Source organism: Bisbaumannia pacifica, from assembly GCF_007989625.1.
Classification (GTDB): Bacteria; Pseudomonadota; Gammaproteobacteria; order Pseudomonadales; family Halomonadaceae; genus Bisbaumannia; species Bisbaumannia pacifica.
Window position 1 is genome coordinate 30,853 of sequence record NZ_BJUK01000003.1, and the last position, 26,165, is coordinate 57,017.

General features: G+C 68.6%; 23 protein-coding genes. 10 read left to right on the top strand and 13 right to left on the bottom strand.

What is annotated here, in order from left to right:
* The first annotated feature begins 1 nt into the window (after nt 1).
* The 3 genes from HPA02_RS01610 to HPA02_RS01620 all read left to right on the top strand — a co-directional run bounded on the left by HPA02_RS01610 (nt 2) and on the right by HPA02_RS01620 (nt 4,585).
* Nucleotides 2–1,051, top strand: a complete 1,050-nt coding sequence (locus HPA02_RS01610) for an ABC transporter permease (protein ID WP_146801232.1) — start codon at nt 2–4, stop codon at nt 1,049–1,051.
* A complete protein-coding gene (locus HPA02_RS01615) occupies nt 1,044–2,627 on the top strand; it encodes an ABC transporter ATP-binding protein (protein WP_146801234.1) in 1,584 nt (527 codons plus the stop codon). The genes HPA02_RS01610 and HPA02_RS01615 overlap by 8 nt, the downstream gene beginning before the upstream one ends.
* Nucleotides 2,628–2,845: 218 nt before the next feature.
* Nucleotides 2,846–4,585, top strand: coding sequence for a GGDEF domain-containing protein (locus HPA02_RS01620; RefSeq protein ID WP_146801236.1), 1,740 nt, complete (start codon nt 2,846–2,848; stop codon nt 4,583–4,585).
* A gap of 19 nt (nt 4,586–4,604) precedes the next feature.
* Here the strand turns inward: HPA02_RS01620 and HPA02_RS01625 are convergent, their stop codons facing one another.
* Together HPA02_RS01625 and HPA02_RS01630 are read right to left on the bottom strand one after the other, a co-directional pair.
* Nucleotides 4,605–5,303: a pseudouridine synthase gene (locus HPA02_RS01625; protein ID WP_146801239.1), complete on the bottom strand. Its 699-nt coding sequence runs from the start codon at nt 5,301–5,303 to the stop codon at nt 4,605–4,607.
* Complete coding sequence (locus HPA02_RS01630; protein ID WP_146801241.1) at nt 5,303–6,118, bottom strand: amidohydrolase; 816 nt, start codon at nt 6,116–6,118, stop codon at nt 5,303–5,305. Before HPA02_RS01630 ends, HPA02_RS01625 begins: the two co-directional genes overlap by 1 nt.
* Before the next feature lie 104 nt (nt 6,119–6,222).
* On the opposite strand from HPA02_RS01630, the gene rarD reads away from it, so the two are divergent.
* The gene (gene rarD / locus HPA02_RS01635; protein ID WP_244945836.1) at nt 6,223–7,155 is read left to right on the top strand and encodes an EamA family transporter RarD; all 933 of its coding nucleotides are present in this window, start codon (nt 6,223–6,225) and stop codon (nt 7,153–7,155) included.
* A 103-nt stretch (nt 7,156–7,258) separates the two neighbouring features.
* On the opposite strand, the gene HPA02_RS01640 is transcribed toward rarD, so the two are convergent.
* From HPA02_RS01640 to HPA02_RS01650, 3 genes are all read right to left on the bottom strand, one after another.
* Nucleotides 7,259–9,589, bottom strand: coding sequence for an EAL domain-containing protein (locus tag HPA02_RS01640; protein ID WP_146801243.1), 2,331 nt, complete (start codon nt 9,587–9,589; stop codon nt 7,259–7,261).
* Between the two features lie 213 nt (nt 9,590–9,802).
* The gene (locus HPA02_RS01645; protein ID WP_146801245.1) at nt 9,803–11,077 is read right to left on the bottom strand and encodes an O-acetylhomoserine aminocarboxypropyltransferase/cysteine synthase family protein; all 1,275 of its coding nucleotides are present in this window, start codon (nt 11,075–11,077) and stop codon (nt 9,803–9,805) included.
* 36 nt (nt 11,078–11,113) lie between these two features.
* A complete protein-coding gene (locus tag HPA02_RS01650) occupies nt 11,114–12,736 on the bottom strand; it encodes a methyl-accepting chemotaxis protein (RefSeq protein WP_146801247.1) in 1,623 nt (540 codons plus the stop codon).
* A gap of 221 nt (nt 12,737–12,957) precedes the next feature.
* On the opposite strand from HPA02_RS01650, the gene HPA02_RS01655 reads away from it, so the two are divergent.
* Complete coding sequence (locus tag HPA02_RS01655) at nt 12,958–14,691, top strand: SulP family inorganic anion transporter (protein WP_146801249.1); 1,734 nt, start codon at nt 12,958–12,960, stop codon at nt 14,689–14,691.
* A gap of 65 nt (nt 14,692–14,756) precedes the next feature.
* Here HPA02_RS01655 and HPA02_RS01660 read toward each other — a convergent pair whose 3' ends face one another.
* Entirely contained in the window at nt 14,757–15,308 is a 552-nt protein-coding gene (locus tag HPA02_RS01660; protein WP_146801251.1) for a fasciclin domain-containing protein, read from the bottom strand.
* Nucleotides 15,309–15,485: 177 nt separating this feature from the next.
* Between HPA02_RS01660 and HPA02_RS01665 the strand changes: the two genes are divergently transcribed.
* From HPA02_RS01665 to HPA02_RS18595, 4 genes are all read left to right on the top strand, one after another.
* The gene (locus tag HPA02_RS01665) at nt 15,486–16,043 is read left to right on the top strand and encodes a sigma-70 family RNA polymerase sigma factor (RefSeq protein WP_146801253.1); all 558 of its coding nucleotides are present in this window, start codon (nt 15,486–15,488) and stop codon (nt 16,041–16,043) included.
* Entirely contained in the window at nt 16,022–16,732 is a 711-nt protein-coding gene (locus HPA02_RS01670) for an anti-sigma factor (protein ID WP_146801255.1), read from the top strand. The genes HPA02_RS01665 and HPA02_RS01670 overlap by 22 nt, the downstream gene beginning before the upstream one ends.
* A gap of 141 nt (nt 16,733–16,873) precedes the next feature.
* The gene (gene fmdA / locus HPA02_RS01675; RefSeq protein ID WP_146801257.1) at nt 16,874–18,103 is read left to right on the top strand and encodes a formamidase; all 1,230 of its coding nucleotides are present in this window, start codon (nt 16,874–16,876) and stop codon (nt 18,101–18,103) included.
* Between the two features lie 4 nt (nt 18,104–18,107).
* The gene (locus tag HPA02_RS18595) at nt 18,108–18,395 is read left to right on the top strand and encodes an FmdB family zinc ribbon protein (protein ID WP_186809901.1); all 288 of its coding nucleotides are present in this window, start codon (nt 18,108–18,110) and stop codon (nt 18,393–18,395) included.
* 87 nt (nt 18,396–18,482) lie between these two features.
* Here HPA02_RS18595 and alr read toward each other — a convergent pair whose 3' ends face one another.
* From alr to glaH, 3 genes are all read right to left on the bottom strand, one after another.
* Nucleotides 18,483–19,724 (bottom strand): alanine racemase, encoded by a 1,242-nt coding sequence (gene alr, locus HPA02_RS01685; RefSeq protein ID WP_146801261.1) that lies wholly within the window; start codon nt 19,722–19,724, stop codon nt 18,483–18,485.
* A gap of 200 nt (nt 19,725–19,924) precedes the next feature.
* Complete coding sequence (gene lhgD, locus HPA02_RS01690; RefSeq protein WP_146801263.1) at nt 19,925–21,118, bottom strand: L-2-hydroxyglutarate dehydrogenase; 1,194 nt, start codon at nt 21,116–21,118, stop codon at nt 19,925–19,927.
* Between the two features lie 96 nt (nt 21,119–21,214).
* Nucleotides 21,215–22,195, bottom strand: coding sequence for a glutarate dioxygenase GlaH (glaH, locus tag HPA02_RS01695; RefSeq protein ID WP_146801265.1), 981 nt, complete (start codon nt 22,193–22,195; stop codon nt 21,215–21,217).
* Nucleotides 22,196–22,380: 185 nt separating this feature from the next.
* Here glaH and csiR point away from each other — a divergent pair, with 185 nt between their 5' ends.
* A complete protein-coding gene (gene csiR, locus HPA02_RS01700; protein ID WP_146801267.1) occupies nt 22,381–23,067 on the top strand; it encodes a DNA-binding transcriptional regulator CsiR in 687 nt (228 codons plus the stop codon).
* Between the two features lie 72 nt (nt 23,068–23,139).
* Here the strand turns inward: csiR and sugE are convergent, their stop codons facing one another.
* From sugE to HPA02_RS01720, 4 genes are all read right to left on the bottom strand, one after another.
* Complete coding sequence (sugE, locus tag HPA02_RS01705) at nt 23,140–23,460, bottom strand: quaternary ammonium compound efflux SMR transporter SugE (RefSeq protein ID WP_146801269.1); 321 nt, start codon at nt 23,458–23,460, stop codon at nt 23,140–23,142.
* 108 nt (nt 23,461–23,568) lie between these two features.
* The gene (locus tag HPA02_RS01710) at nt 23,569–24,501 is read right to left on the bottom strand and encodes a 5-oxoprolinase subunit C family protein (RefSeq protein WP_146801271.1); all 933 of its coding nucleotides are present in this window, start codon (nt 24,499–24,501) and stop codon (nt 23,569–23,571) included.
* On the bottom strand, nt 24,498–25,217 hold the full coding sequence (locus tag HPA02_RS01715) for a 5-oxoprolinase subunit B family protein (RefSeq protein WP_307725124.1): 720 nt from the start codon (nt 25,215–25,217) through the stop codon (nt 24,498–24,500). The genes HPA02_RS01710 and HPA02_RS01715 overlap by 4 nt, the downstream gene beginning before the upstream one ends.
* Nucleotides 25,218–25,225: 8 nt before the next feature.
* The gene (locus HPA02_RS01720) at nt 25,226–25,969 is read right to left on the bottom strand and encodes a 5-oxoprolinase subunit PxpA (RefSeq protein ID WP_146801275.1); all 744 of its coding nucleotides are present in this window, start codon (nt 25,967–25,969) and stop codon (nt 25,226–25,228) included.
* Nucleotides 25,970–26,165: the final 196 nt, after the last annotated feature.

Below are 26,165 nucleotides of genomic sequence, written 5' to 3' on the forward strand. Positions count from 1 at the left end.
GATGGCCCGCTTCGACCTCTCACCCATCGCCCGCCGCCGCCTGGCGGTGTTCCGCGGCAACCGCCGCGCCTGGTTCTCGCTGTGGCTGTTTACCGGCCTCTTCCTGGTCAGCCTGGCCGCCGAGCTGATCGCCAACGACAAACCCCTGGTGATGCGCTACGACGGCCAGTGGTATGTGCCGCTGCTGGTGGACTACCCGGAGACCGAGTTCGGCGGCTTCCTGCCCACCGGCACCGACTACCACGACCCCTTTATCCAGGCACGGATCGACGCCCACGGCTGGGCGCTGTGGCCGCCGATCCCCTTCGCCTACCAGACCCTCGACATGCAGATGCGCCGCCCCTCCCCGGCGCCACCGGACGGCCGCCACTGGCTGGGCACCGACGACCAGGGCCGCGACGTCCTGGCCCGGGTGATCTACGGCTTTCGCCTCTCGGTGGCCTTCGCCCTGGTGCTCACCGCCGGCTCCCTGGCCCTGGGCGTGCTGATCGGCGGCCTCCAGGGCTACTTCGGCGGCAAGGTGGACCTCTTCGGCCAGCGCCTCACCGAGATCTGGTCGGGGCTGCCGATGCTCTTCCTGCTGATCATCCTGGCCAGCCTGGTGGAGCCGAATATCTGGTGGCTGCTCGGCATCATGCTGCTGTTCTCCTGGCTGGGCATCGTCGACGTGGTGCGCGCCGAGTTCCTGCGCGCCCGCAACCTGGAGTACGTGCGTGCCGCCAGGGCCCTGGGCCTGCCCTCGCGGCTGGTGATGTGGCGCCATGTGCTGCCCAACGCCATGGTCGCCACCCTGACCTTCGTGCCTTTCCTGTTCACCGGCGCCATCACCACCCTCACCGCCCTGGACTTCCTCGGCTTCGGCCTGCCGCCGGGATCGCCGTCGCTGGGCGAGCTGGTGGCCCAGGGCAAGAACAACCTCCAGGCGCCCTGGCTCGGCATCACCGCCTTCGTCAGCCTGTCGCTGATGCTCTCGCTGCTGGTGTTTATCGGCGAGGGACTGCGCGACGCCTTCGACCCCCGTCACACGCCCCGGAGCGCCGACCATGCCTGATGCCGTCCTTCGCCTCGACAACCTGAGCGTCCGTTTCGACGGCCAGCCGGTGGTGGAGCAGCTAAGCCTTGGCGTGGGCCGCGGCGAGACCCTGGCCCTGGTCGGCGAGTCCGGTTCCGGCAAGTCGGTCTCGGCGCTGGGCGCCCTGGGCCTGCTGCCCGACAGCGCCCGGGTCGAGGGCGGCCGCTTGCTGGGCGACACCGACCTGGCGCGTCTCTCTCCCCGCCAATGGCAAGGGGTGCGTGGCGCCCGCGTCGGGGTGATCTTCCAGGAACCGATGACCTCGCTGAACCCGCTGCAGCGCATCGGTCGCCAGATCGGCGAGAGCCTGCGCCTGCACCAGGGCCTCTCGGGGGCCGCCGCCCGGAGCCGCGTCCTGTCGCTGCTCGCCCAGGTCAGGCTGCCAGACCCCGAGCGACTGATCGATGCCTGGCCCCATCAGCTCTCCGGCGGCCAGCGCCAGCGGGTGATGATCGCCATGGCCATCGCCAACGAGCCGGAGCTGCTGATCGCCGACGAGCCCACCACGGCCCTCGACGTCACCGTCCAACGCGAGATCCTGGCGCTGCTGGCCGAGCTGCGCGACCGTCATGGCATGGCCATGCTATTGATCAGCCACGACCTCAACCTGGTACGTCGCCACGCCGACCGGGTCTGCGTGCTCTATCGCGGCCGGGAGCAGGAGTCGGGGCCGGTGGAGCGCGTCTTCACCGCACCGCGCAGCGACTATACTCGGGCGTTGCTGGCCGCCGAGCCCCAGGGGCGCCCCGGCACCCCGCTCGACCCCGGCACCGCCCTGCTTAGCGCCCGGGACCTCTCGGTCAGCTTTCAGCGCCCCAAGCGCCTCTTTAGCCGCCGCCCGCCGCCCTTCGAGGCGGTCAAGCCCCTGGACCTGACCCTGGGCCGCGGCGAGACCCTGGGCATCGTCGGCGAATCCGGCTCCGGCAAGACCACCCTGGCCCTGGCGCTGTTGCGCCTGACCGCAAGCTCAGGCGAGATCGACTTCGCCGGTGAACGTCTCGATCGCCTGCGCGGCGACGCCCTGCGCCGCCAGCGGCGGCGTTTCCAGGTGGTCTTCCAAGACCCCTATGGCTCCCTCTCGCCACGGCTGCCGGTGGCGGAGATCGTCAGCGAGGGGCTGCGCTTCCACCACCCCGAGCTCGGCGCGGACGACGTCGCCGAGCGGGTCGCTACCGCGCTGGCCGAGGTGGGCCTGCCCGCCGACTGCGCCGCCCGCTACCCCCACGAGTTCTCCGGCGGCCAGCGCCAGCGCATCAGCGTTGCCCGGGCGCTGATCCTGGAGCCGGAGCTGGTGGTGCTCGACGAGCCCACCTCGGCGCTGGATCGCGCCGTGCAGAAGCAGTTGGTCGAGCTGCTCCGTGACCTCCAGGCGCGGCGCGGACTCAGCTACCTCTTTATCAGCCACGACCTGGCGGTGGTCCGCGCCATGGCCCATCGCGTGATGGTGCTCAAGGAGGGTCGGGTGGTGGAGGCCGGCGACTGCGAGACGGTGCTCGGCGCCCCGGCGAGCGACTATACCCGGGCCCTGGTGGAGGCCGCCGGCCTCGCTTCCTGAGGCCGGCCCTGGCGCCCCCCCTCTCGCCGGGCAAAGCCTCCGCCGGCCTGATTCGCGGGGGCACTCGTCGAGGCCGGGTGAGCCGAGCCGCCGACAAACAAGATAACGGTATAAATCGACCCAACGCTGGGCCGCCGTGGCGAGCGTTGATTCCCGGCGGGGCGGTACGCCCCGACCCGCTGGGATATAGTGTCCCGGAGCAACGCGGGGACACCATAATGAACGCTTGGAGACACGGGTCGGGGTGGGCGCTGCTGCTGTGCCTGCTGATGATCCCGGCCTGGGCCGTTGCGGCGCCGCCACGGGACCTGGATGCGGGCTGGGAGTATCGCTGGGGGGACTCGCCGCGCCTGGCCGATGGCAGCCCGGCCTGGGCGCACCAGGTCGAAGACGATGCCTGGCAGCCCATCGCTTTTCCTTCCAATCCGCCGGAGCGCCAGGGACGCCACCACGCCTGGTTTCGGATCACCCTGCCCGAGGGCGACTGGCGGGATCCGGTGCTGTACATCTACAGCATCGACCTGCTCGCCGAGTTCTATCTGGACGGCGAGCCGCTCTATCGCCATGGCAGCCTCGACGAGGCCGGCAGCGGTCGCTTCGTCGGCTGGCCCTGGCATATGATCCCGCTGCCGAGGGAGGCCCTTGGCCGGGAATTGCGGGTACGCGTCTACTCCGACTACACGGATATCGGCCTGTGGGGCGAGGTGCGGCTGATGGAGCGAGCCGACCTGCTCGGCTATCTGCTGCGCCACTCCGCCAGCGAACTGATCGTCAGCGGCCTCTGCCTGCTGCTGGCCCTGCTGGCGGGAGCCTTCGCGCTGATCCGCAGCGACCGCCGCAGCTTCGCCGCCATCGCCCTCTTCGGCCTGGCCGCCGGCGTGATGATCCTCGCCGAGTCCCAGGCCAGCCAGCTGCTGCTGAATGCGCCCCTGCTCTGGGACGCCCTCGCCGCCGCCGGCTACTTCACCCTGCCCATCGCCATGGGCCTACTGCTGGAACACTGGCTCGCCGAGACCCGCCCGCGGCTGATCCGGCGCCTCTGGCAGGCCCACCTGGGCTACCTGATCCTGGCCCTGGGCGCCACCGGGCTGGGCTGGATCGACCTGGCCATCACCTTTCCGATCTTCGATGCCCTGCTGCTGGTCAGCCTGGTGACCCTGCTGGCAGCGACCCTGCCCCACTGGCGTCGCCTGCTACGCCGCCAGCAGGCGATCCTCGCCAGTTGCGCCCTGTTCGGCGTGCTGTTGCTGGTCGACATGGCGGTGGCCCATGGCGTCCTGCCCTGGGCCCGGGTTCCGGTGGCCGCCGGCGCCCTGGCCTTCGTGCTGGCCATCGTGGGGATCTCCCTGCTCGACTATGCCCGCACCCAACGCGACCTGGCTCGCCTCAATCGCCACCTGGAGAACGAGGTGGCCGAGCGCACCCGCCAGCTGCAGGCCCTGGTGGCGCGACTGGAGACCGATTCCCGTACCGATCCCCTGACCGGCCTGGCGAATCGTCGGCATTTCGAGGAACGCCTCGAGGAAGAGGCGAGCCGGACCCTTCGCCACGCCACGCCCCTGGCCCTGGCGATGATCGATATCGATCACTTCAAGGCAATCAACGACCGCCACGGCCACGAGGCCGGCGACCGGGTGCTGCAAGGGCTCGCCAATGGCCTGCACCAGCACTTTCGCGACGCCGACCTGGTGTGTCGCCTTGGCGGCGAGGAGTTCGTGGTGCTGCTGCCCCACGCCGACGCCGAGGGAGCCCGGGCACGCCTGGAGGAACTGATGACCGCCCTGGCCGGGCGGGTCTATTGGCACCAGCGGCAATTGCTGGGGCCGATCACCGTGTCCTGCGGGATCGCCGCCTACCCGAGCCATACCGCCGACCCCAGGGCACTGGTCGGTCTCGCCGACCGGGCCCTGTATGCCGCCAAGCAGGGGGGACGCGCCCGGGCCGAGATCTACGGCTAGGCGCGCCGGAGCGTGGCGCCTAGAAGAGCGCCACCTCGGCGTCGCTGAGCTCCCGCCACTCGCCGGGCGCCAGGCCGTCCAGGCTCAGCTCGCCGATCGCCTCGCGATGCAGCGCCTCCACATGGTTGCCCACGGCGGCGAACATGCGCTTGACCTGGTGGTACTTGCCCTCGTAGAGGGTCAGCTCGGCGACCCGGGGCTCGCGCATCCTCAACTCGGCGGGCCGGGTGGGCTTCTCCTCGCCATCGAGCAGCAGCCCCTCGGCGAAGCGCTCGACCACCGCCGCCAGGGCCTCGCCCTCCAGCGGCTCGGCCAGGCTGACTCGATAGACCTTGCCGCAGCGCCTGGCCGGCGAGGTCACCCGGTGCTGCCACTGGCCGTCGTCGCTGAGCAGGACCAGGCCGGTGGTGTCCACGTCCAGGCGCCCCACCGCCTGCAGCCGCTCCGCCTTGGGCAGCTCGATCAGCTCCGTGACCAGCGGATAGAGGCCGCGCCGGGCGCTGCACTCCACCCCGGCGGGCTTATTGAGCATCACGTAGCGCAGCCCCACCAGCGCCAGCGGCTGGCCGAGCCAGCTGACCTTGTCCGCCGCGTCGAGCTGAGTGGCGGCGCCGCGCACCACCTCGCCATTGACGCTGACCTCGCCGCGCTTGAGGGCACGCTTGGCCAGGCTGCGGGTCAGGTCGGTGGTTTCGCAGAGAAAACGGTCCAGACGCATCAGCGGGGCGCCTCCAGGGAGAGGGTGAAGTCGTCGGCGTCCTGCCAGGCGGGAAACTTGTCGCGGAACTCGCGCAGGGCCTCCCGGCAGAGGGTGCCGGTGGCGATAAAGGCCTCGTCTCGGGGGCGGTCGATCAGCGCCTCGCCCTTGAAGTCGACCAGCAGGGAGTCGCCGGCATAGGCCAGCCCCTTGGCGTCCTCGCCGACCCGATTGACGCCGATCACGTAGCAGAGGTTCTCGATGGCCCGGGCCTGGAGCAGGGTGCGCCAGGGGTGGCGCCGCGGCGCCGGCCAGTTGGCCACGCAGAGCAGGGCGTCATACTCGAAGTGCACGCTCTCGGTGGGCTGCTGGCGCAGCCAGACCGGGAAGCGCAGGTCATAGCAGACGCTGAGCAGCAGCCGAAAGCCCTTGAGCTCGACGATTACCCGCTCGTCGCCCATGCCATAACGCTCGTGCTCGCCGGCCATGCGGAAGAGATGGCGCTTGTCGTAGTGGGTGACCTCGCCGTCGGGGGTGACCCAGAGCAGGCGGTTGTAGTACTGGCCGCCCTCGACGATGGCCACGCTGCCGGTGATCACGCAGCCGCGCCGACGCGCCTGGGCCTGCAGCCAGGCCAGGGTGCGGCTCTCGGCCATGGGCTCGGCCATCTCCCGGGAGTTCATGGTGAAGCCGGTGGCGAACATCTCCGGCAGCACGATCAGGTCGGTCTGCTCGCTGCCCAGCTCACCCAACGTCTCTTCCAGTCGGCGGCAGTTCTCCGCCGGATCCTCCCAGCGCAGGTCGCACTGCACCAGGGTCACACGCAGCTCGCTCACGCTTGGCTCCTCGGTTGGTCGTGATGCCGACTAGGCTACCCGCTGAAATCGCCGACGCCCAGCATCGACTATGGTAGATTGACGTTTTTGATAGCGAGATAACCATGAGCCAGGAAGTGGACCAGCGGATGGAACAGCAGCGCCAGGCACGAGAGGCCCGAAGTGGAGTCGGCTTCGGCCTGGCCGCCTACCTGATGTGGGGCTGTTTCCCGCTCTTCTTCGCCCTCTTCGAGGGGGTGCCGGCCTGGGAGATCCTGATTCACCGGGTACTCTGGTCGTGCTTCTTCCTGGTTGGGCTGGTCAGCCTGTTGGGGCGCTGGGCACCGATCCGCGCGGCCCTAGCCGAACCACGGCGCCTGGGGCGCGTGCTGGGCTGTGCCGTGCTGATCGGCATCAACTGGGGACTCTATATCTACGCGGTGGAAAGCCGCCAGGTGCTCCAGGCGAGCCTCGGCTACTTTATGACGCCGCTGGTCAATGTGGCCCTGGGCCTGCTGGTGTTGCGGGAATCGATGTCACGCCTGCAGGGCGCCGCGGTAGCCCTGGCGGTAGCGGCCATCGCCCTGCAGTTGCTGCTGCTCGGCGAGCTGCCCTGGATCAGCCTGACCCTGGCGCTGAGTTTCGGCACCTATGGGCTGCTGCGCAAGCAGGTACCCCTGGATGGCCTCTCCGGGCTCTTCGTCGAGACCCTGTTGCTGCTGCCCCTGGGGCTGTTGGCCCTGGCCTGGCTAAGCGCCGTCGGCGCGTCCCACTTCGGCGAGGGCGGCGAAGTCAGCGCCCTGCTGGTCGCCAGCGGGGTGATCACCGCCCTGCCCCTGCTGGCCTTCGCCGGCGCCGCCCGGCGCCTGCGCCTGGCCACCCTGGGCTTCCTGATGTACCTCAACCCCAGCGTGCAGTTCGCCATCGCCCTGCTGGTGTTCCGCGAGCCCCTGTCGACGGTGCAGCTGGGCACCTTCGTGCTGATCTGGCTGGGCCTCGCGCTCTACTCCTTCGCCGCCTGGCAGGCTCATCGCCGCCAGGCCCACCTCGAGGCCTGACCGCACTCACTCCAACACCTTCGTCGCCTGGCAGGCGCATCGCCGCCAGGCCCACCTCGAGGCCTGACCGTCACTCCGCCCCTGTCGCCGCCCGCGCCGAGGCCTAGGGCGCCATGCTGGAGGATGGGGCATAACCGGCCAGCAGGGAATCCAGGGCCATCGGTCGGGCATAGAAGAAGCCCTGCACCTCGGTGACGCCCACCTCGCTGAGCCACTCGGCCTGCGCGCCGTTTTCGACCCCTTCCGCTACCGTATCCAGGCCCAGCTGCTCGCAGAAGCGCACCAGGGCGACATAGGCCTCCCGGGCTCGCGGCTCACGGCCGGCGGCGTACAACAGGTCGCGATCCAGCTTGACCGTGCTCAGCGGTAAGCGCTGCAGCAGCTGGAAGGCGGTGCAGCCGGTGCCGAAATCGTCCAGGGCCAGGCGCACGCCTAGCCGCTCGAGGGCCGCCAGCGTCCGGGCCACCCGCTCGGGGTCACTGAAGTCGGCATGCTCGGTGATCTCGAGCTCCAGGCGCCGCGGATCCAGTCCATGGCGGCGCAATTGCTCGTCCAGGGCAGTGATAAAGCCCGGGCCCTCCAGGCTGGCCAGATTGACATTGATGGCCAGGATCGGCAGAACCGCGCCGGGCCGGGGAGCGGCGAACCACGCCAGGCTCCGCGCCATGACCCAGGCATCCAGTCGGGCCGTCAGGCCCAGTACCTCGACGATCGGCAGGAACTCCCCCGGCGAGATCTCGCCGAGAGACGGATGATCCCAGCGCAGCAGCACCTCGCCCCCCAGCAAGCGCCCATCCGCGGGGCACACCCGTGGTTGGATCACCAAGCGCCACTGTGACTCCGGCGCCTCGATCAAGGTTTCCAGATCATCGGCCAGCCGCCGGAAACGGGTGGCCACGCCCCGCGGCATCGGCGAGACCCGAATCACCGGCTGACGCCAGCCCTGGCGCTCCAGGCGCAGCAACCCGTCGTCCAGGGCCGCCCAGCACTGGGCCAGGCCGGCCCGGTGGCCGGCCAGCGGCAACAGGCTGGCGTACCAGGCCAGGCGCGGCCCGCCGCCCTCCTCCCGGGCCGCCTCGAATCGCGCCAGCAGGGCATCGAAGTCGCTCTCCGCCCGGGCGGCGTGGCCCGCGGGGATGCGGCCGAGCAGGGTGAATTCGCTGCCGGCATACAGCCGCCAGCCCGATGGCAGCAGGCGGCGCAGCAGCCGCAGCTGCTCACGGTAGACGCCCAGGGCCGCCTCGCTGCCGAGGCGCTGACGAAAGCCCCGCAGCCCGGGACAGAAGAGCGTGAACAACCAGCCATCCTGCTCTGGCGCGTCGTTGATGAAGGCATTTTCCAGGGCCTGACGGCTGGGCAGGCCGGTGGTGGCATCGACCAGCAGCCGCCGACGCATCCGCCAGCGGGAGGCCGCCAGCAGCGTCAGGCCCACGCCCAGGAGCCCCACGGCCGCCCACCCGACGAGGGTCCAGCGCCGCTGGGTATCGAGGCTGCCCAGGGTCTCCTCCACCGCCAGCCAGGCATCCACCCGCTCACGGTTCGCCACCGAAAGCCGCGGATAGAAGCTGGCATGCAGCTGGCGGCGAGCCGCCTCCACTTCGAGCATCCCTGGCAGCCGCTCGAAGGCATTTCCCACCAGGCTCTCCACGGCCAACTGCGTCAGGCGACGGGTATCGAGGATGGCACCGCCGGCGCAGCCCAGGTCCACCTGATAGGGAAGGTGGCAGAAGACCGGCACCCCGGCCGCCTCCAGCGCCGGTAGCCAGTTGCGCGCCTCGCGGCTCAGGTCCCCGGCACCGGTGGTCTGCCCCTCCACCAGGTAGACACGAGTCCCCGCGGGGGCGCGCGCCAGGGCCGCACGAACTCGTGCCGGGTCCCACTGCCAGAGCACCTCCACCGCTGTGGCCCCATCCACCGCCGCCAGGTTCTCCAGGAAATCCCGGGTGAGTGCGCTGCCCACCTCGGTGTCATCGCCCAGCACCAGCAACGGCAGGGAGGGACCGAAGAGTTCGACGAGAAAGCGCAGCGAGTCCTCCGCGACGGGGCGATACGCCACCAGGCGGACGCCCCGCTCCTCGGCGCGCCGCCGCAGCGCCGGCTCGTTGATGCCCAGGGCCAGCACGCGCTGCGGCTCGCCCATGGCCTCGGCATGGCCCAGATAGAAGCGCAGGGCCGCATCGTCGAGGAGCAGCAGGCGATCGCCGGGGGTGACCGCCCGGCGCCCGGCGAGGCGGCTCAGTTGCAGTTGGAAGGCCTGGGCCTCGGCGAGCCGCCGGGCGTCCAGGTAGTCCACCTCCAGGGGCACGCCGAGCCGTTCGGACGCCTCGCCGAGCCGCCGCACCAGTTCATCGTTCCAGGGGTTGCCGCGGTGGTAGGAGGCGAGCACCTGGAGCGGTTCGGGGGCGGGTGCACCCGCCCCACGCGCCTCGCCCACGCCCCCCCACCCCGCCAACAGGACGGCGACACAGGCGAGCAGTGTGAGAGTTCGGCGGTAACGCGACGTCATTATCGGGTCCCCAGGCATCGAGGGAGTATGACACCCGCCGCCCGGGATGCCGTCAACCCGGGCGCATCAACGCGGATGACGACATCAGGGTGGCCGCCGGCCCTCGACGGGAGCTCGCGCTAAGCCGGCGAGCCCGTCGCCTCAAGCCTGGCTGGCGGCCAGGGCCTGGTCCAGGTCGGCGATCAGGTCATCCACGTGTTCGATGCCGATCGACAAGCGCACCATATCGGCACTGACCCCGGCGCTGGCGAGCTCCTCGTCGTTGAGCTGGCGGTGGGTGGTGGCGGCGGGAATCGAGGCGCAGCTCTTGGCATCGCCGATATTGACCAAGCGCAGGATCAGGCCCAGGGCGTCATAGAAGCGCACCCCGGCCTCACGGCCGCCGCGGATGCCGAAGCTGAGGATGCCCGAGGCGCGTCCCTGCATATAGCGCTCGGCCAGGGCATGGTCCTTGTGGCTGGGCAGGCCGGCGAACTGCACCCAGGTCACCGCCTGATGCCCCTCCAGGTACTCGGCGACCCGCTGGGCATTGGCGCAGACCCGCTCGATGCGCAGGGCCAGGGTCTCCAACCCCTGTAGCAGGTTCCAGGCCGCCTGGGCCGACAGGGCCGCCCCCATGTTGCGTAGCGGCACCACCCGGGCCCGGGCGATAAAGGCCGCCTCGCCCACGTCGCGGGTGTAGCTGATGCCGTGGTAGGAGACGTCCGGCTCGTTGAGCAGCGGGAAGCGCTCGGCATGCTCGGCCCAGGGGAACTTGCCGGAATCGACGATCACCCCACCCACGGTGGTGCCATGGCCGCCGATGTACTTGGTCGCCGAGTGAATCACGATATCGGCGCCGTGCTCGATGGGCCGCCACAGGAAGGGCGTGGCCACGGTATTGTCGACGACCAGCGGGATGCCATGCTCATGGGCCAGCTCGGCCAGGGCCGTCATGTCGACCACGCTGCCGGAGGGGTTGCCGATACTCTCGCAGAAGAGCGCCTTGGTGTGACCATCGATGCGCTGGGCGATGCCCGCCAGGTCATCCTTGTCGACGAAACGCACCTCGATGCCCTGGCGCGGCAAGGTATGGGCGAAGAGGTTATAGGTGCCACCATACAGCTCGCTGATGGAGACGATATTGTCTCCCGCCTCGGCCAGGGTCTGGAGGGTATAGGTGATGGCGGCCATCCCCGAGGCCACGGCCAGGCCGGCGATCCCGCCTTCCAGGGCGGCGATGCGCTGCTCCAGCACGGCACAGGTGGGGTTCATGATCCGCGAGTAGATATTGCCTTCTTCCTTGAGATCGAAGAGATCCGCCGCATGCTGGGCGCTATCGAAGGCGAAGGAGGTGGTCTGGTGGATCGGTACCGCCACGGACCTCTGGTTGTCCGGAGCATAGGCGTGATGGAGGGCCAGCGTTTCGGGCTTCATTGGGGCTTCCTTGTAGGTGAATCCAGCCAGTCGATGCTACCCCAGCGCCTCATCGGCGACCAGCGGTGGCACGGCCTCGGCGTGACCCTCCCGGGGCAGCCTCCGCGGGGCCGCGGCCATGCCTACCTCACGTTGCGGGCTCCCCTGATGCTCCGGGGCATAACCGAGGCGCAGGCCGCCCCAGTGACGCCCATTGACGTGAATGGGCACCGAGAGGTCGTGCATCACCTCGCCGGTGTCGCGCTTGTAGGTCTGCACCAGCAGGGGCTCTTGATGCGCCCCGCAGCGCCGCCCGGTGGGGTCATCGAAGATGCGCTTGCTGCGGCAGTACTGGAGGTCATGGTCGCGGTCACCGGTGGGCGCACGACTCACCGCGCGATTGTGGGTCGGCACATAGCCGCGCCGGTCGCAGGCGATGGCATAGGCCACGCCGAGGCGCTCGAGCAGGGGCTCCTGGATCTCCGGCAGATGGCGATCGGTATAGGCGTCGAAGGCACTGCGATAGAGGGGCGGATCGGTCTCGGGGATGCACTGGTAGCGGGGCGCGAAGAGGCTCGCCTCGTCAAGCTCGCCCTGGGCGATCCCGGCCTCGAGCAGCCGCCCGATGCGCCGGGCCGTCTCCCGCGCCGCGGCATACACTACCTGGTGGCGCCCCTCCAGGCGCTGCTGGGCCAGGGCGCCGTCGATGCCCTCCGCCGCCGCCACCAAGGCATGCGCCTGGGCCGCCAGGTCATGCATATCGGCCTTGCCCAGGCGAGCCGCCTCGGCCAGCTCGCCGACGCCCCCGGTCACCTGCCGGGCATGCTCCTGGGTCTCGGCCATTGCGCCGGCGATGCGCCGCACCGACTCCTCGACCCGATCCACGTCATCGGTCATCTCGCCGAGATGGCCGCCCACCTGGGCGACCTGATCCGCCCGCTCGCCGACCCGACGCATCAGATGGCCGAGGGTATCCACCACCTGCTCGCTGCTGTCGCCGATATCCCCGACCAGGGCCTCCACATGGCGGGTCGCCTCGGCGGTGCGCCCGGCCAGCGCCCGGACCTCTCCGGCCACCACCGCGAAGCCGCGGCCCTGCTCGCCGGCCCGGGCCGCCTCGATGGAGGCATTCAGCGACAGCAGGTTGGTCTGCTCGGCGATGGCATCGATCATGGCGGTCACCTCGCGGATGCCATCGGCCTTTTCGCCCAGGGCGGTGAGCAGCGCCAGGGCCTGCTCGGAGCGCCCGGCCAGGGCCTGCATCTCGTCGATGACCTGGGTCAGGGCCTCGCGGCCGCGATGGCCCAGTTCGCGGGAGTGGCCGGCCAGCGAGGCCGCCTCGGCCGCCTCTTCGGCGACCCGTGTCACCGCCGCGCTGATCGATGCCATGCGTGACACCGCCTCCTGCATGGCGCCCTCCTGCTGGGCCAGGCGGGCATCCAGGCGATCGGCATGGTGGGCGACCTCCGCCGAGGCGATGGCGGTCTGGCTGGCCCGCCCCAGCAGTCCCTGGGCCATGCGCCGCAGGGAGAAGTAGTCCCGACCGGGGGCCAGGATGCCGCGTTGCGGCCCGGCCGTCAGCGCCTCGCCCCGTGCGCGATAGACACGCCAGGGCCCCCACAGCCCGACCGCCAGGCCCAACACGCCCCCGGTCCCCAGGGCCAGTCCGATCATCAGCATGCGCTCCCCCCGTTATTGTTGATTTATCGCCAGCATACCCGGGGGCGAACGGGACGAAAGTGGGACTTTGGCGGCACGACCAAGGGCGTACTCAAGCCTTCGGTGATATGACCGATATCCAGGAGTTTGTCTCGAACGTTTCACCAGGTGCCACGCCCCTCTCTCGCCGCGCCCACTTTTCGTTTACGCTGTAAGGCCGCTTTCCCGCAAGACGAGACCGGATGCTCAAGCGCTACCTGCCGATCCTCACCTGGTTGCCCCACTACACTCGGCGCCTCTGCGCCGCGGACCTGCTGGCCGGGATCATCGTCACCATCATGGTGATTCCCCAGTCGCTGGCCTATGCGCTCCTCGCCGGCCTGCCGGCGGTGGTGGGCCTCTACGCCAGCATCCTGCCGCTGCTGGCCTATACCCTGCTGGGCACCAGCCGCACCCTGGCGGTGGGTCCGGTGGCCATCGTCGCGCTGATGACCGGCGCCGCCCTGGCCGGGGTGGCTACCCCGGGCACCCCGGAGTACCTGCAGGCGGCCCTGGCGCTCTCGCTGCTCTCCGGGCTGATGCTGGTGCTTATGGGCCTGGCGCGGCTGGGCTTCATGGCCAACTTCCTCAGCCACCCGGTGATCTCGGGGTTTTTGACCGCCTCGGGCCTGCTGATTGCCGCCGGCCAGGCGGGCCACCTGCTGGGCATCCCGGGGGGCGGCTATACCCTGCTGGAACAGCTGCTGAGCCTGGCCGGCGACCTCGACCAGACTCACTGGCCGACCCTGGCCATCGGTGGCGGCAGCCTGGCCTTCCTGGTGGCGGTACGTCGCTATGGTCAGGCGAGCCTCCGGCGCCTCGGCCTGCCCGCCAACCTGGCGGGCCTGCTGACCCGCAGCGGCCCGGTGCTGGCGGTGGTGGTCACCACCCTGGTGACCTGGCGCCTCGGCCTGGACCGGGCCGGCGTCGCGGTGATCGGCGAGATTCCCCGGGGACTGCCGCCGCTGACCCTGCCCGGCTTCGATAGCACGCTGTGGCGGGCCCTGCTGATGCCGGCCCTGTTGATCAGCGTGGTGGGCTTCGTGGAGTCGGTCTCCATGGCCCAGATGCTCGCCGCCAGGCGTCGCGAACGCCTCTCCCCCAATCAGGAGTTGCTGGGCCTGGGCGGCGCCAACCTGACCGCCGCCTTCTCCGCCGGCATGCCGGTGACCGGGGGCCTGTCGCGCACCGTGATCAACTATGATGCCGGGGCCCGCACGCCCATGGCGGGGGTCTTCGCCGCCCTCGGCATCGGCCTGGTGACCCTGGCCCTGACCCCCTGGCTCTATTACCTGCCCATCGCCACCCTGGCCGCCACCATCACCGTGGCCATCCTCACCCTGGTGGATATCCCCATGCTGCGCCAGACCTGGCGCTACTCCCGCGGCGACTTCGCCGCCATGGCGGTGACCATCCTGCTGACCCTGACGGAGGGCGTGGAACTGGGCATCCTCGCCGGGGTGACCCTCTCCATCGGCCTCTTTCTCTACCGCACCAGCCGCCCCCACTGTGCCCTGGTGGGGCGGGTCCCCGGCACCGAGCATTTCCGCAACCCCGAGCGTCACGAGGTGGAGACCCTCGGCCATGTGGCCTTCCTGCGGGTCGACGAGAGCCTCTATTTCGCCAATGCCCGCTATCTCGAGGACACCGTGCTGGAACTGGTGGCGGCGCGCCCGGGGCTCGAGCATGTGGTACTGATCTGCTCGGCGGTCAACCTGATCGACGCCTCGGCCCTGGAGAGCCTGGATGCCATCAATGCCCGCCTCAAGGAGGCGGAGGTCACCCTGCACCTGGCCGAGGTCAAGGGGCCGGTGATGGATCGCCTCAAGCACAGCGACTTCCTCGACGACCTGGGTGGCCGCGTCTTCCTCAGTACCTATGCCGCCTGGAGCGAGCTCAAGGGACGTGGCGCGGAACACGACGCCGCCGCCGGCTAGGCCGGCGGCGGCGTCACGGGGCGCTGTCGGGCAGCGCTTGCCGAGGCTGGCCTTGCGGCGATGCCCTACGGCAGCAGCACCCGGTCGACCACATGGATCACCCCATTGGCCTGGGCCACGTCCACCACGCTGAGATTGGCCGAGTTGCCATTGCGATCCATGACCTTGAGGTTATTGCCGTTGCGCATCACGGTGAGCCGCTCGCCCTGGACGGTGGCGAAGCTGGCCGCCCCGTCGCGCGCCATCACCGCCTCCCAGAGGTCGTCCCGGGTCAGGTTGCCGGGCACCACATGGTAGGTCAGCACGGTCTGCAGCTGGTCCTGATTCTCCGGCCGCAGCAGGGTCTCCACCGTGCCCTCGGGAAGCCGCTGGAAGGCCGCATCCACCGGCGCGAAGACGGTGAAGGGCCCCTCCCCTTGCAGCACCTCGGCCAGTCCGGCGGCCTGCACCGCCGCCACCAGGGTCTCGTGGTCGCCGGAATTGACGGCATTCTGGATGATATTGCGTTCCGGCAGCATGGCGGCCCCGCCGACGTCGGTGGGACCATGATCGGCCTGAACCATGCCGAGGCTCAGGGCGGCGGCGCAGCAGCCGGCGGTAAGAAGCTTGAGTGTCATGGCGTGTTCTCCTGTCTCGCGACTCGAGGTCACCCCGCAGCGGGGTGTCATCGAGAGGTACGCGGCGCCGCGCCGCCTGGATGCAACTCCTTCGATCGCGTTGATCCCGGCCGCTTTACATTAGCGACTGCCTACCCAAGACTGGCCCCTGACACGCTTGGATTCGCAAGGACGCCCATGCCCGACGCCTCCCAGCAATACCTGATCGATCAGCTCGCCGCCTGCGCCCGAGGCGATGCCCTCGCCTTCGAACGCCTCTATCGGGCCAGTAGTTCGCATCTGTATGCCATCCTGCTGCGTATCGTTAGAGACGAGAGCGCCGCCCAGGACTGCCTGCAACACGTCTATGTGCGCCTCTGGCATGCCGCCGGGCAGTACGATCCGAGTCGCGCCAGGCCGATGACCTGGCTGGCCACCCTGACGCGCAATATCGGCATCGACTGGCTACGTCGCCAGAAGCCCCAGGACAGCACCGAAGGGGACGCCCTGCTGGACGGCTTGAGTGGCGATGACGATCCGGAGACACGGAACATGCAGGCACAGCTGCAGCATGAGCTGCGGGATTGCCTCGATACGCTCACCGGGACCCAGCGCCAGGCCATGGAAATGGCCTATTTCCAGGGGCTGACCCATCGCGAGCTCGCCGAGGCCCTGGCGCAACCCCTGGGCAGCATCAAGAGCTGGATTCGACGTGGACTGGAGAGGTTAAAGGCATGCCTGAGTCATGGGACCTGAGCGATCCGCAGGAGCGCCACCTTGCCGCCGGCGAATATGTGCTGGGCGTGCTGGATGCCGGCCAGAAGGCGCGCTTCGAGGCCCTGCTGGCGGTAAGCCATGATCTGCAGAACGACGTGGCCCGCTGGCAGGAGCACCTGCAGCTATTCAACGAGCGCCTCGACCCGCGCACGCCCCCCGCCGAGGTGTGGCGCCGCATCACCGCCGCCACCGGCCTGGCCGCGACGCCCTGGTGGCGGCGCCTGGGTGCCTGGCAGGCCATGACCGCCGGGGTGGCCGCCCTGGCCATCGCCCTGGGCCTGTTGTGGCAGCAGGCCGAGCGCGTCCTGCCCGCCGACGAGCAGGCGGTCTTCGTGGTCCTCGACGAGCAGCGCACCCCCGGCTGGATCATCAGTGCCACCGAGGCCGGCGAACTGCTGGTCCAGGCGGTGCAACCCACCCAGGTGGGCGAGGCCCAGACCGGCGAGCTGTGGCTGATCGCCGACGGCACCCCGGTCTCCCTGGGCCTGCTGCCTAGCCAGGGTCGCGAACGCCTGGCCCCTGGTCCGGAGCTGCGCGCCCTGCTGCTGCAGGCGGACCTGGCGGTCAGCATCGAGCCCGAAGGGGGCGCCCCCCAGGGCCAACCCACCGGCCCCATCGTCGATCATGGTCGCCTGACCCCGGTGCGCGGCGCCACCCTGCGCTTCTAGCCTCGGCTTCCCCTTCGACGGGCCACCTCGGTGGCCCGTGCCTCTCTTGCCACGATTCCCTGGCGCTTAAATGTTTTTCTACTAACTTAAGAATGGCTGCACATAAGCATAATGCCCTACGTCAATGGAGCGACGTCAGCCATGACCGACACCCTGATTCGTATCGATCTCAGCAAGTCCCCCGCCGAGCATGACACCATCCACAACCGCTGGCACCCGGACATCCCCATGGTGGCGCGGGTCAATCCCGGCGATGACTTTATCGTCGAGTGCATGGACTGGACCGGAGGTCAGGTAAGCAACAGCGATCGTGCCGAAGACATCCGCGATGCCGACCTGAGTCAGGTGCACTACCTTAGCGGTCCGATTGGGGTCAAGGGAGCCGAGCCCGGGGACCTGCTGGTGGTGGAAATCCTCGATATTGGCGCCTTCCCCGAGCAGACCTGGGGGTTCAACGGCATCTTCGCCCGGGAGAACGGCGGCGGCTTCCTCACCGAGCACTACCCCGAGGCGCGCAAGTCGATCTGGGATTTCCGCGGCATCACCACCCGCTCCCGCCACCTGCCTGGCGTCGAGTTCACCGGCCTGATGCACCCGGGCCTGATCGGCTGCCTGCCGTCCCGCGAGCTGCTCGATGAATGGAACCGCCGCGAACAGGCGCTGATCGATACCGACCCTCAGCGGGTTCCGCCGCTGGCCAATCCGCCCTATGCGGATACTGCCCATATGGGACGGATGGACAAGGCAAGCGCTACCCAGGCGGCCAGCGAGGGGGCGCGCACGGTACCGCCTCGGGAGCATGGCGGGAACTGCGATATCAAGGATTTAACCAAGGGCTCCCGAGTCTTCTTTCCGGTCTACGTGAAGGAGGGTGGCCTCTCGGTAGGCGACCTGCACTTTTCCCAGGGGGATGGTGAAATCACCTTCTGTGGGGCCATCGAGATGGCCGGCTGGATCCATCTGAGGGTCCAGCTGATCAAGGACGGCATGCGCCGCTATGCGGTCAAGAACCCGATCTTCCAGCCCAGCGTGATGCAGCCAAAGTATCAGAACCATCTGATCTTCGAGGGCATCTCGGTGGACGAGCGCGGCAAACAGCATTACCTGGACGCCCATGTGGCCTACCGTCAGGCCTGCCTCAATGCCATCGAGTACCTCAAGACCTTCGGCTATAGCGGCGCCCAGGCCTACGCCATCCTGGGTACGGCACCGGTGCAGGGGCATATCAGTGGCATCGTCGATATCCCCAATGTGTGCGCGACGCTCTGGTTGCCCACGGAGATCTTCGACTTCGATATCCAGCCCCAGGCCTCGGGTCCCCACCCGAGCATCCAGGCCGGCGACCTCCCCAAGGCCCCCTGGAGAGGATAACGCCATGCCCATCTATGAATTCGACTGCCCTCGCTGCGGGAGCTTCGATGCCTTGCTGCCCTTGAGCGAGCGCGGGGCACCGAGGCCCTGCCCCGGCTGCGGCGATCCCGCGCCACGGCGCCTTAGCGCGCCGCGTCTAGCAATACTGCCTGATGCCCGGCGCCGGGCTCATGCCACCAACGAGCGTAGCGCCCACGAACCCAGGCAGCGACACGCCTGTGCTCAGCCCCCAAGTGACCGGGACGCTCGCCCCCGAGCCGGACGCGGCCGGCCCTGGATGCTGGGTCACTAGTCCTTCTCGTCAGGCCGCTTTTTCACCCACCCCAAATGCCGGACGCCGCCCCTGAGGGCGGCGTCCGGTCGATGGTGAGGCATCGGCTTACTGCGGCTCGGCCTCGCTGGGCCTAAGCACCTTGGGATTGGAGTTACCCCAGACGGTATACACATCCGCCAGCAGGGCGTCGTTGAGGGCCTCGAGTTCCTCGATGGTGATCCGTCCCTCCCCCTGAACGCCATAGAGCACCACCTCGTCGCCGGCGCTCACCCCCGGCAGGTCGGTGACATCCACCATGGTAGTGTTCATCGAGACCTTGCCCAGTACCGGCACCCGCTCGCCGTTGATCAGCACATGGGCGGCGTCGGTAAAGACCCGGCGATAGCCATCCGAGTAGCCCACCGGCAGGTTGGCCAGCAGGCTGTCGCGCTCGAGCACCCGCAGGTTGTCGTAGCCGACGCCGCTGCCCGCCGCATAGTCGTTGACCGAGGCGACCCGGGTGCGGAAGGACATCACCGGCTGGAACTGCGGATAATGCGGCAGGTCGCCGTAGAGCAGGCCGCCGGGGCGCACCATATCGAGCCGTGCCTCGGGTACCTCCATGGTGGTGAAGGAGTTGGCGGCGTGCAGGATCAGGGCATCGCGGTCGAGCTCAGCGGCATCGATCAGCCAGTCGCTCTGCTCGCGGAAGGCCGCCAGCCCCTGGCGCACGTAGTCGGTGTCCTCGAAGGCGAAGTGGGTCATGATCCCCGCCAGTTCCAGCCGCGGTAGCGCCAGCAGCGCCAGCGCCTCCTGACGCCCGGCGTCGCCCTCCAGGGCCAGGCCATTGCGCCCCATGCCACCGGCATTGAGCCCCAGGTGATAGCGCAGGGTCACCCCCGCCTCGGCGGCCGCCTCGGACGCCTGGCGCGCCGCCGCGATATCGCCGAACAGCTCTTCCATCTCATAGTCGAAGGCGCCGCGCACCTCCTCGGGGGTGGCGCTGCGGACCCGCATCAGGCGCCCCTCGAAGCCGCTGGCTCGTACCACCCGCGCCTCCTCGTTGCTGGCCACGCCGATGCAGGGAATGCCGAGGGCGATCACCGAGGGCATCAGGTTGGCGATACCGTGACCATAGGCGTCCGCCTTCATGATGGCGCACAGCTCGGAGTCGCCGTCGAGCAGTTGCTGGACGCCGCGCACGTTGCCCTCGAAGGCGGCCTGGGAGATCTCGACCCAGGCATTGGCGCTCTGGTGTTCGGGGCTGCCGACCAGCAGGGGCCGGTCGTCGAGCAGCGGGGCGGCCTGGGTGGTGCCGGAGAGGGCGGTGGCGATGGCCGCCGCCAACAGGGTGGGCGTCAATTTCATCTTCGCTTCCTTGAGTGATTGGGGTTGTTATGGCATCCCGCCTCCACCCTAGCCCTGCCCCCTTCGACTCACGAGCCTCGATGACGCCTCGATACAAGAAACTGCAAATAAATAAAAAAACCCACGCCGAGGCGTGGGCAAAATGGCTACCGGGCGCAGGGCCGCGGCAAGACCGAGAGTCACATAAGCAGTGGCAAGGCTCAGGCCACCTGGGCCTGCACCTTCTCGACGATATGGGCGCCGATGGGTATCGCCGAGGTGGCCGCCGGAGACGGCGCATTACAGACATTGATGGTGCGCTTGGTGTTGACGAAGAGGAAGTCGTCCACCAGCTTGCCGTCCTTGGAGACGGCCTGGGCCCGCACCCCGGCGGGATAGGCCCCCAGATCGGCCTTGGAAATGCTGGGGCAGTACTTGCGCACCTCCTCCAGGTAACCGCCCTTGAACAGGGAGTTCTTCATCTCATGGAGGCCCGGCTTGAGGTTCGCCTTGAGCACCTTGAGGATCCCCGGATTGGTGAACATCTTGGCCAGGTCGCCCACCGAGATATCCGTCTTGCGGTAGCCCTCGCGCTTGAGCGCCAGCACCGCATTGGGGCCGACGGTCACGGTGCCGTCGATCATACGGGTCAGGTGCACGCCGAGAAACGGCATGGAGGGATCGGGAATCGGATAGATCAGGTGGTTGACGATCTGGTTGTGCTTCTCCGGCAGCAAGTAGTATTCGCCGCGGAAGGGGCAGATGGTAAAGCCGGGGTCGAGGCCCAGCATGCGCACCACCCGATCGGCCATCAGCCCCGAACAGGAGAGCAGATACCGGCCGCTAACGTCGCCCTGGCGGGTCTTGACCACCACCTCCTGGGCACGCTCCTCCAGGCCGGTCACCTCGGTGGAATAGCGAATCTCGCCACCCAGGCGCTGGAACTCGCCGGCCATGGCCTCGGTCACCTGGGCGTAATTGACGATGCCGCTGGAGGGCACGAAGATCCCGCCCACGCCGGTGATATTGGGCTCGCGTTCCTTGAGCTCGGCGGCCGACAGCCAGTGACGCTCCAGGCCATTGGCCTCGGTGCGCTCCCACAGCGCCTGCATGCGCCGCATCTCGACATCATTGGTGGCCACCAGCAGCTTGCCGCACTCGTCATAGGCGATGCCGTGGGTGTCGCAGAACGCCTTGGTGGCCCGATTGCCCTCCAGGCAGAAGCGCGCCTTGAGGCTACCCGGGGTGTAATAGACCCCGGCATGAATCACGCCGCTATTATGGCCGGTCTGGTGGTGAGCCGGGCCCGACTCCTTCTCCACCAGGAGCATCTTGCGATCGGGATAGGTCCGGATCAGCTGCATGGCGGTGGACATGCCGATGATGCCGCCGCCGATAATAATAAAGTCGTACACCGCAGGCCTCGTCGTCTCGTCAGGGGCGCGTTCCTCCTGCACCGGGAGGAACGTCATATACCGCGGCCGCGCTTGGCGCGACCGCGGAAAGTCTACTTATTTCTGACGCGGATTGCGCAGGGTCTTGGCGTGGGTGAAGTAGCCACGCTGACGCATCAGCTCACGACGCAGGTCCGGATGCGGGGTGAAACGATCGCGGCCGTGCAGCCAGAAATGGTTGTTGATTAGCAGGAAACTCCCCACCGGGTTGGGCACCGAGAGAATCGCCGGGCTGGTCTCCAGGGACTCGGAGAGATCGGTGAGCCAGTTGCCCTCCTCGAAGTCCTTGGGCTGCACGAACTGATCGATATAGGACATGATCGGTCGCCCGCCACGATCCACATCGAAGACCGCATGGTAGATGTCCTTGGCGACATTCTTGCTGGGCGGCGCGCTCCAGCGCATCTCGCGACGCGCCATCGGATGGGCGTAGAAGCGCTCCAGATCGGCCCAGTCGTCCAGGTGCAGCAGCAGGGAATTGCCGCCTTCCATGTTCTGTTCGTCGATCTTCATCATCAGCACATAATCGGTGTCCTGCTCGACGAAGGTGCCATCGTTGTGCAGCTCCATCACCCGGTGCGGCTGACGCAGATAGCTGTCGGAATCGTCGACGTTCTTGACCACGAAGCGGGCATAGTACTGGCCGCTCATGGCGTCATAGTTGGAGCGCCCCATCAGGTGGGCGACGGCGGTGGCCACCTTGACCATCTCCTCGGCCTGGGCCACCTCATCGAGGCCTTCCGGGGTCACCTGCAGGCCACCGGTGGCGCGATCCACCAGGGTGTTGATCAGCACCGGCTGCAGGGTGTTGCCGCACAGGTCGTCGAGCACCTTGGCGACCCGGAAGCGCAGCATCGACTTGTACTCCAGCGCCTGTACCGGGGTATCGGCGACGGCGGCCAGGAAGGCCTCGACCACCTCACGGGACAGCGTCAGGTTGAGCAGGCGCGGGGAGTGGCTGCTCGGCTCCAGGGTGAAGCCCTGGATGGCCTCGGGCAGCGGCATGGCGGCGGCGGGAAGCTGAGTCAAGACGGTCATGGTTGGCTCCTGGCTGGCGTTGTGGGCCCCCTGGGGCGCCCTTATTGACGACACAATACAAAAATATCGACATTTATCACTTCCGTCAACCAGCACACGTAAAATAGGTATTACCCGATCGTCTATCCCATTAGGCGGCTCATCAATGAATTGGGTATCATGTCGACAAGATAAGGAGTGAACCCATGGATACCCCCCCTCGGCAGAATCAGGGCATCAGCGCCTATACCTGGCTCAAGAAAGACATCATTCGCGGCGTCTTCCCCCCGGGCGAGAAGCTGTTGATGAGCCACCTCAAGGAGCGCTACGACCTGGGCGTCGGCCCGCTCCGCGAGGCCCTGTCCCAGCTGGTGGCGGAGCGCATGGTGGTGGCCATCAGCCAACGCGGCTACCGGGTCGCCACCATGTCCCTGGCGGAATTGAATGACCTCTATGACGCCCGCTCCCAGTTGGAGGGGCTCTTGCTGCGCCTGGCCATCGAGCGCGGCGACGACGACTGGGAGGCAGAGATCCTCGCCCATGCCCATACCCTCTCCAAGGTGGTCGAGGTGAACGGACCCGACGAGGTGCTGGATATCTGGGATGCCCGCCACAAGGCCTTCCACCAGGCCATCGTCGCCGGCTGCGGCTCCGAGCACCTGCTGCGCATCCGCGCGAGCCTCTTCGACCAGGCGGAGCGCTATCGCCACCTGTGGCTGCGGGAGACGGTCTTCTCGGAAGCGGCCCTGGCCACCAAGCGCGAAGAACATGCGGCCCTGGTCGAGGCGATTCTCGACCGGGACAGTCCGCGAGCCTGCGCCATGATGCGCGAGCACCTGATGACCCCAGTGCCGATCATCGCCGGGGTGCTGGAGCGCCGCGGCCTGCTCTAGGCACATGGTCCCGAGAAAACCACGAGGCCCGCGGCGATCGCCGCGGGCCTCGTGGTTACCAGGGAGGATTGACTAACTGGCGAGCTTCAACCCCACTAGGCCGGCCAGTACCAGCAGCAGGCTGAGCAGACGCAGGGGGCTGGCACTGTCGCCATAGATCAGCATGCCCAACACCACCGTGCCCAGGGCGCCAATGCCCACCCAGATAGCGTAGGCGGTGCCCACCGGCAAGACCTTCATGGCCTGGGCGAGCAGGTAGAAGCTGGCCAGCATGGCGACCAGGGTAAAGAGGCTCGGCCAGGGCCGGGTGAACCCCTCCGAGGCCTTGAGCCCCAGGGCCCAGGCGACCTCGAGCAGGCCGGCGACGACGAGCAGGATCCAAGCGGTGGTCATGGGAGTGACTCCGGGTCGGTCGGGGCCGTCCCCGGTGAGTGCGATGACGGCGGGTCGTCCCGCCGCGGCAGCAAGCCTAGCAAAGCGGGGCTCCCGGTCAAGGGGGAGCTAGTCGAACTCCCGGCGCCAGCGCACGAAGTCGTTATGCGCGGCTTCCCGGCCCTGGGGCCTGAGCCACAGCCGCTGCCCCGGCTGGCACTGGGCCAGGCGTGCACAGGCCAGGGGCGTCAGGCTGCCCAGGCGCGGATAGCCGCCGATGGTCTGGCGGTCGTTGAGCAGCACGATGGGTTGGCCATCCGGCGGCACCTGCACCGCCCCCAGGCCGATGCCCTCCGAGACCAGGGAGTCGATGGCGCACTCGAGCTTCGGGCCCGTGAGGCGCACCCCCATGCGGTCGGCCCGGGCATCGACCCGCCAGGGGTGATGGAAAGCGGCAAACAGGCTCGAACCGCGAAAGGCCGCGATCTGGGCGCCGGGGATCAGCGCCAGCCGGGGCTCGGCGGCATAGTCAGGCCGGACGGCCGGTGGCGCCTCCTCGGGCCCCGACGGCTGCCCCGCGGCTCGAAAGGCCAGGGCATCCCCCGCCGCCAGCGCCCGGCCCTCGCCGCGGTGGCCGCCCAGGCCCTCGCGCACCACGCAGGCCAGGCTGCCCAGCTCCGCCTCGGCGTGGAAGCCGCCGGGCACCGCCAGGTAGGCCCGAAGCCCCACCCTGGGCATGGCGAAGGCGAGGCGCTGGCCGGCGCCCAGGCGAAAGCGCCGCCAGGGCGTCAGCGGCTCGCCATCGAGGGTCGCCCCCAGGTCCGCCCCGGCCAGGGCCAGCCAGGCGTCCCGCTCCGCCACCAGGGTCAGTCCCCCTAGGGTGATCTCCAGGACCGCGGCGCCCCAGGAATTGCCCGCCAGGCGATTGGCCCAGGCCCAGGCGTGCGGATCCGCCGGCCCTCCTTGAGTGACGCCCAAGCGCCTGACGCCGAAGCGCCCGGCGTCCTGGAGCAGCGCCAGGGGGCCGGCTTGCTCCACCCGCAGTCTCGCCAATTCGCTCATGCGCCCTCCTCCATGGGGGTGGGATCGCCGCCCAGTTCGATAAAGGTCTCGCGGTCCACCGCCTCGAAGCGCACCCGATCGCCCACCACCAGCAGGCTGTGGCCTTGCCGATGGCGATCGAATAGCGCCATCGGGGTACGTCCCAGGAGGTTCCAGCCCCCGGGGGACACCGTGGGATAGGCGGCGGTCTGGCGCCCAGCCACCGCCACGCTGCCCGCCGGTACCCGGCGTCGCGGGGTGGCCAGGCGCGGCGCCTCGAGGCTCGCCGGCAGCCCCCCCATAAAGGCGAACCCCGGGGCGAAGCCCAGGGCGAAGACCCGATACTCCGCCTGGGTATGGGCGTGGATCACCGCGGCGATATCACCGGCGAAGCCCGCAGCCAGGCGCTTGAGCTCCGGCCCCACGCTCTCGTCATACCAGACCGGCAGCGTCTTGAGCGGCGCCGACTCGGCATCTCCTTCCCGGGGCCTCAGCTCGGCGAGCTGAGTCAGCAGGCGACGGCGCGCCTCGCCGCCGTCCATACGCAGCGGGTCGAAACACACCAGCAGGGTGGTGTAGGAAGGCACCAGGTCGATCAAGGCCGCGCCGAAGTTTTCCTCGCAGGCGCCCATCAAGGCCTCGATCCAGGCCAGGTTGGCCTCGTCGATGTCGTCGAAGAGGCGTACCAGCCAACCATCCAGGCCCGCCGATTCCAGGCGTGGGACAGGGTGACGCACAGGATGACTCATAGGGCGTTCAGGGCCTGACGAATGGCCACCACGGCGGCGATGGACTCGGGATTGTCACCATGCACGCAGAGCGTCTCGGCCTCGAGCACCAACTCGCTGCCGTCGCTGGCGGCCAGGGGCTCGCCCCGGGCGATGCGACGCGCCTGCTCGACGATCAGCGCCGGATCATGGTGCACGGCGCCGGGCTCGCGGCGCGAGACCAGGCGCCCCTGGCCATCGTAGGCACGATCGGCGAAGGCCTCGAACCATAGGGTCAGGCCATGATGCTCGGCCAGGCGCTGGGCCGGGGCGTTGTCGCGGGTGGCCATCACCATCAAGGGCAGCTTGGGGTCATAGGCCGCCACCGCCCGCATCACCGCCGCGAGCATCTCGGGATCACGCATCATGTCGTTATAGAGGGCGCCATGGGGCTTCACATAGCCCAGTGGGGCGCCCTCGGCGCGGCAGATGCCCGCCAGGGCACCCAGCTGATAGAGCAGCAGGTTCTCCACCTCCTCGGGACTGCAGGCCAGCGAGCGCCGCCCGAAGCCCACCAGGTCCGGATAGGCGGGGTGCGCCCCCACGGTGACGCCATGGGCCACCGCCAGGCGGACCGTGGCGCGAATGGTATCCGGGTCGGAGGCATGGAAGCCGCAGGCCACATTGGCCAGGTCGACATGAGGCATCAGCTCGCTGTCGCGGCCCATCACCCAGGGCCCCAGGCTTTCGCCCATATCGGCATTGAGTCGTAGTCGGGTCATGTCAGGGCTCCTCGTCATGGCGATGACGTCACAGTGCTTTGAAAAATAATTTATAGATAAATTGATGCCATTTCATCATCAAATAGTCTTAGAAACGTTGACGTATCGTCTTCCTGAGACCTAACCTCCCATCACACCAGCGACTAAGCTGCGACTGAGTCCCGGCGCTTTGGCGACCGAAACAACAATAGCGACC

Bases quoted from the DNA above. Each gene is read 5' to 3' on its own strand.
- HPA02_RS01610 (WP_146801232.1), top strand. From the start codon at position 2: ATGGCCCGCTTCGACCTCTCACCCATCGCCCGCCGCCGCCTGGCGGTG.
- HPA02_RS01615 (WP_146801234.1), top strand. From the start codon at position 1,044: ATGCCTGATGCCGTCCTTCGCCTCGACAACCTGAGCGTCCGTTTCGAC.
- HPA02_RS01620 (WP_146801236.1), top strand. From the start codon at position 2,846: ATGAACGCTTGGAGACACGGGTCGGGGTGGGCGCTGCTGCTGTGCCTG.
- HPA02_RS01625 (WP_146801239.1), bottom strand. From the start codon at position 5,303: ATGCGTCTGGACCGTTTTCTCTGCGAAACCACCGACCTGACCCGCAGC.
- rarD (WP_244945836.1), top strand. From the start codon at position 6,223: ATGAGCCAGGAAGTGGACCAGCGGATGGAACAGCAGCGCCAGGCACGA.
- HPA02_RS01645 (WP_146801245.1), bottom strand. From the start codon at position 11,077: ATGAAGCCCGAAACGCTGGCCCTCCATCACGCCTATGCTCCGGACAAC.
- HPA02_RS01650 (WP_146801247.1), bottom strand. From the start codon at position 12,736: ATGCTGATGATCGGACTGGCCCTGGGGACCGGGGGCGTGTTGGGCCTG.
- HPA02_RS01655 (WP_146801249.1), top strand. From the start codon at position 12,958: ATGCTCAAGCGCTACCTGCCGATCCTCACCTGGTTGCCCCACTACACT.
- HPA02_RS01660 (WP_146801251.1), bottom strand. From the start codon at position 15,308: ATGACACTCAAGCTTCTTACCGCCGGCTGCTGCGCCGCCGCCCTGAGC.
- HPA02_RS01665 (WP_146801253.1), top strand. From the start codon at position 15,486: ATGCCCGACGCCTCCCAGCAATACCTGATCGATCAGCTCGCCGCCTGC.
- HPA02_RS01670 (WP_146801255.1), top strand. From the start codon at position 16,022: ATGCCTGAGTCATGGGACCTGAGCGATCCGCAGGAGCGCCACCTTGCC.
- fmdA (WP_146801257.1), top strand. From the start codon at position 16,874: ATGACCGACACCCTGATTCGTATCGATCTCAGCAAGTCCCCCGCCGAG.
- HPA02_RS18595 (WP_186809901.1), top strand. From the start codon at position 18,108: ATGCCCATCTATGAATTCGACTGCCCTCGCTGCGGGAGCTTCGATGCC.
- alr (WP_146801261.1), bottom strand. From the start codon at position 19,724: ATGAAATTGACGCCCACCCTGTTGGCGGCGGCCATCGCCACCGCCCTC.
- glaH (WP_146801265.1), bottom strand. From the start codon at position 22,195: ATGACCGTCTTGACTCAGCTTCCCGCCGCCGCCATGCCGCTGCCCGAG.
- csiR (WP_146801267.1), top strand. From the start codon at position 22,381: ATGGATACCCCCCCTCGGCAGAATCAGGGCATCAGCGCCTATACCTGG.
- sugE (WP_146801269.1), bottom strand. From the start codon at position 23,460: ATGACCACCGCTTGGATCCTGCTCGTCGTCGCCGGCCTGCTCGAGGTC.
- HPA02_RS01710 (WP_146801271.1), bottom strand. From the start codon at position 24,501: ATGAGCGAATTGGCGAGACTGCGGGTGGAGCAAGCCGGCCCCCTGGCG.
- HPA02_RS01720 (WP_146801275.1), bottom strand. From the start codon at position 25,969: ATGACCCGACTACGACTCAATGCCGATATGGGCGAAAGCCTGGGGCCC.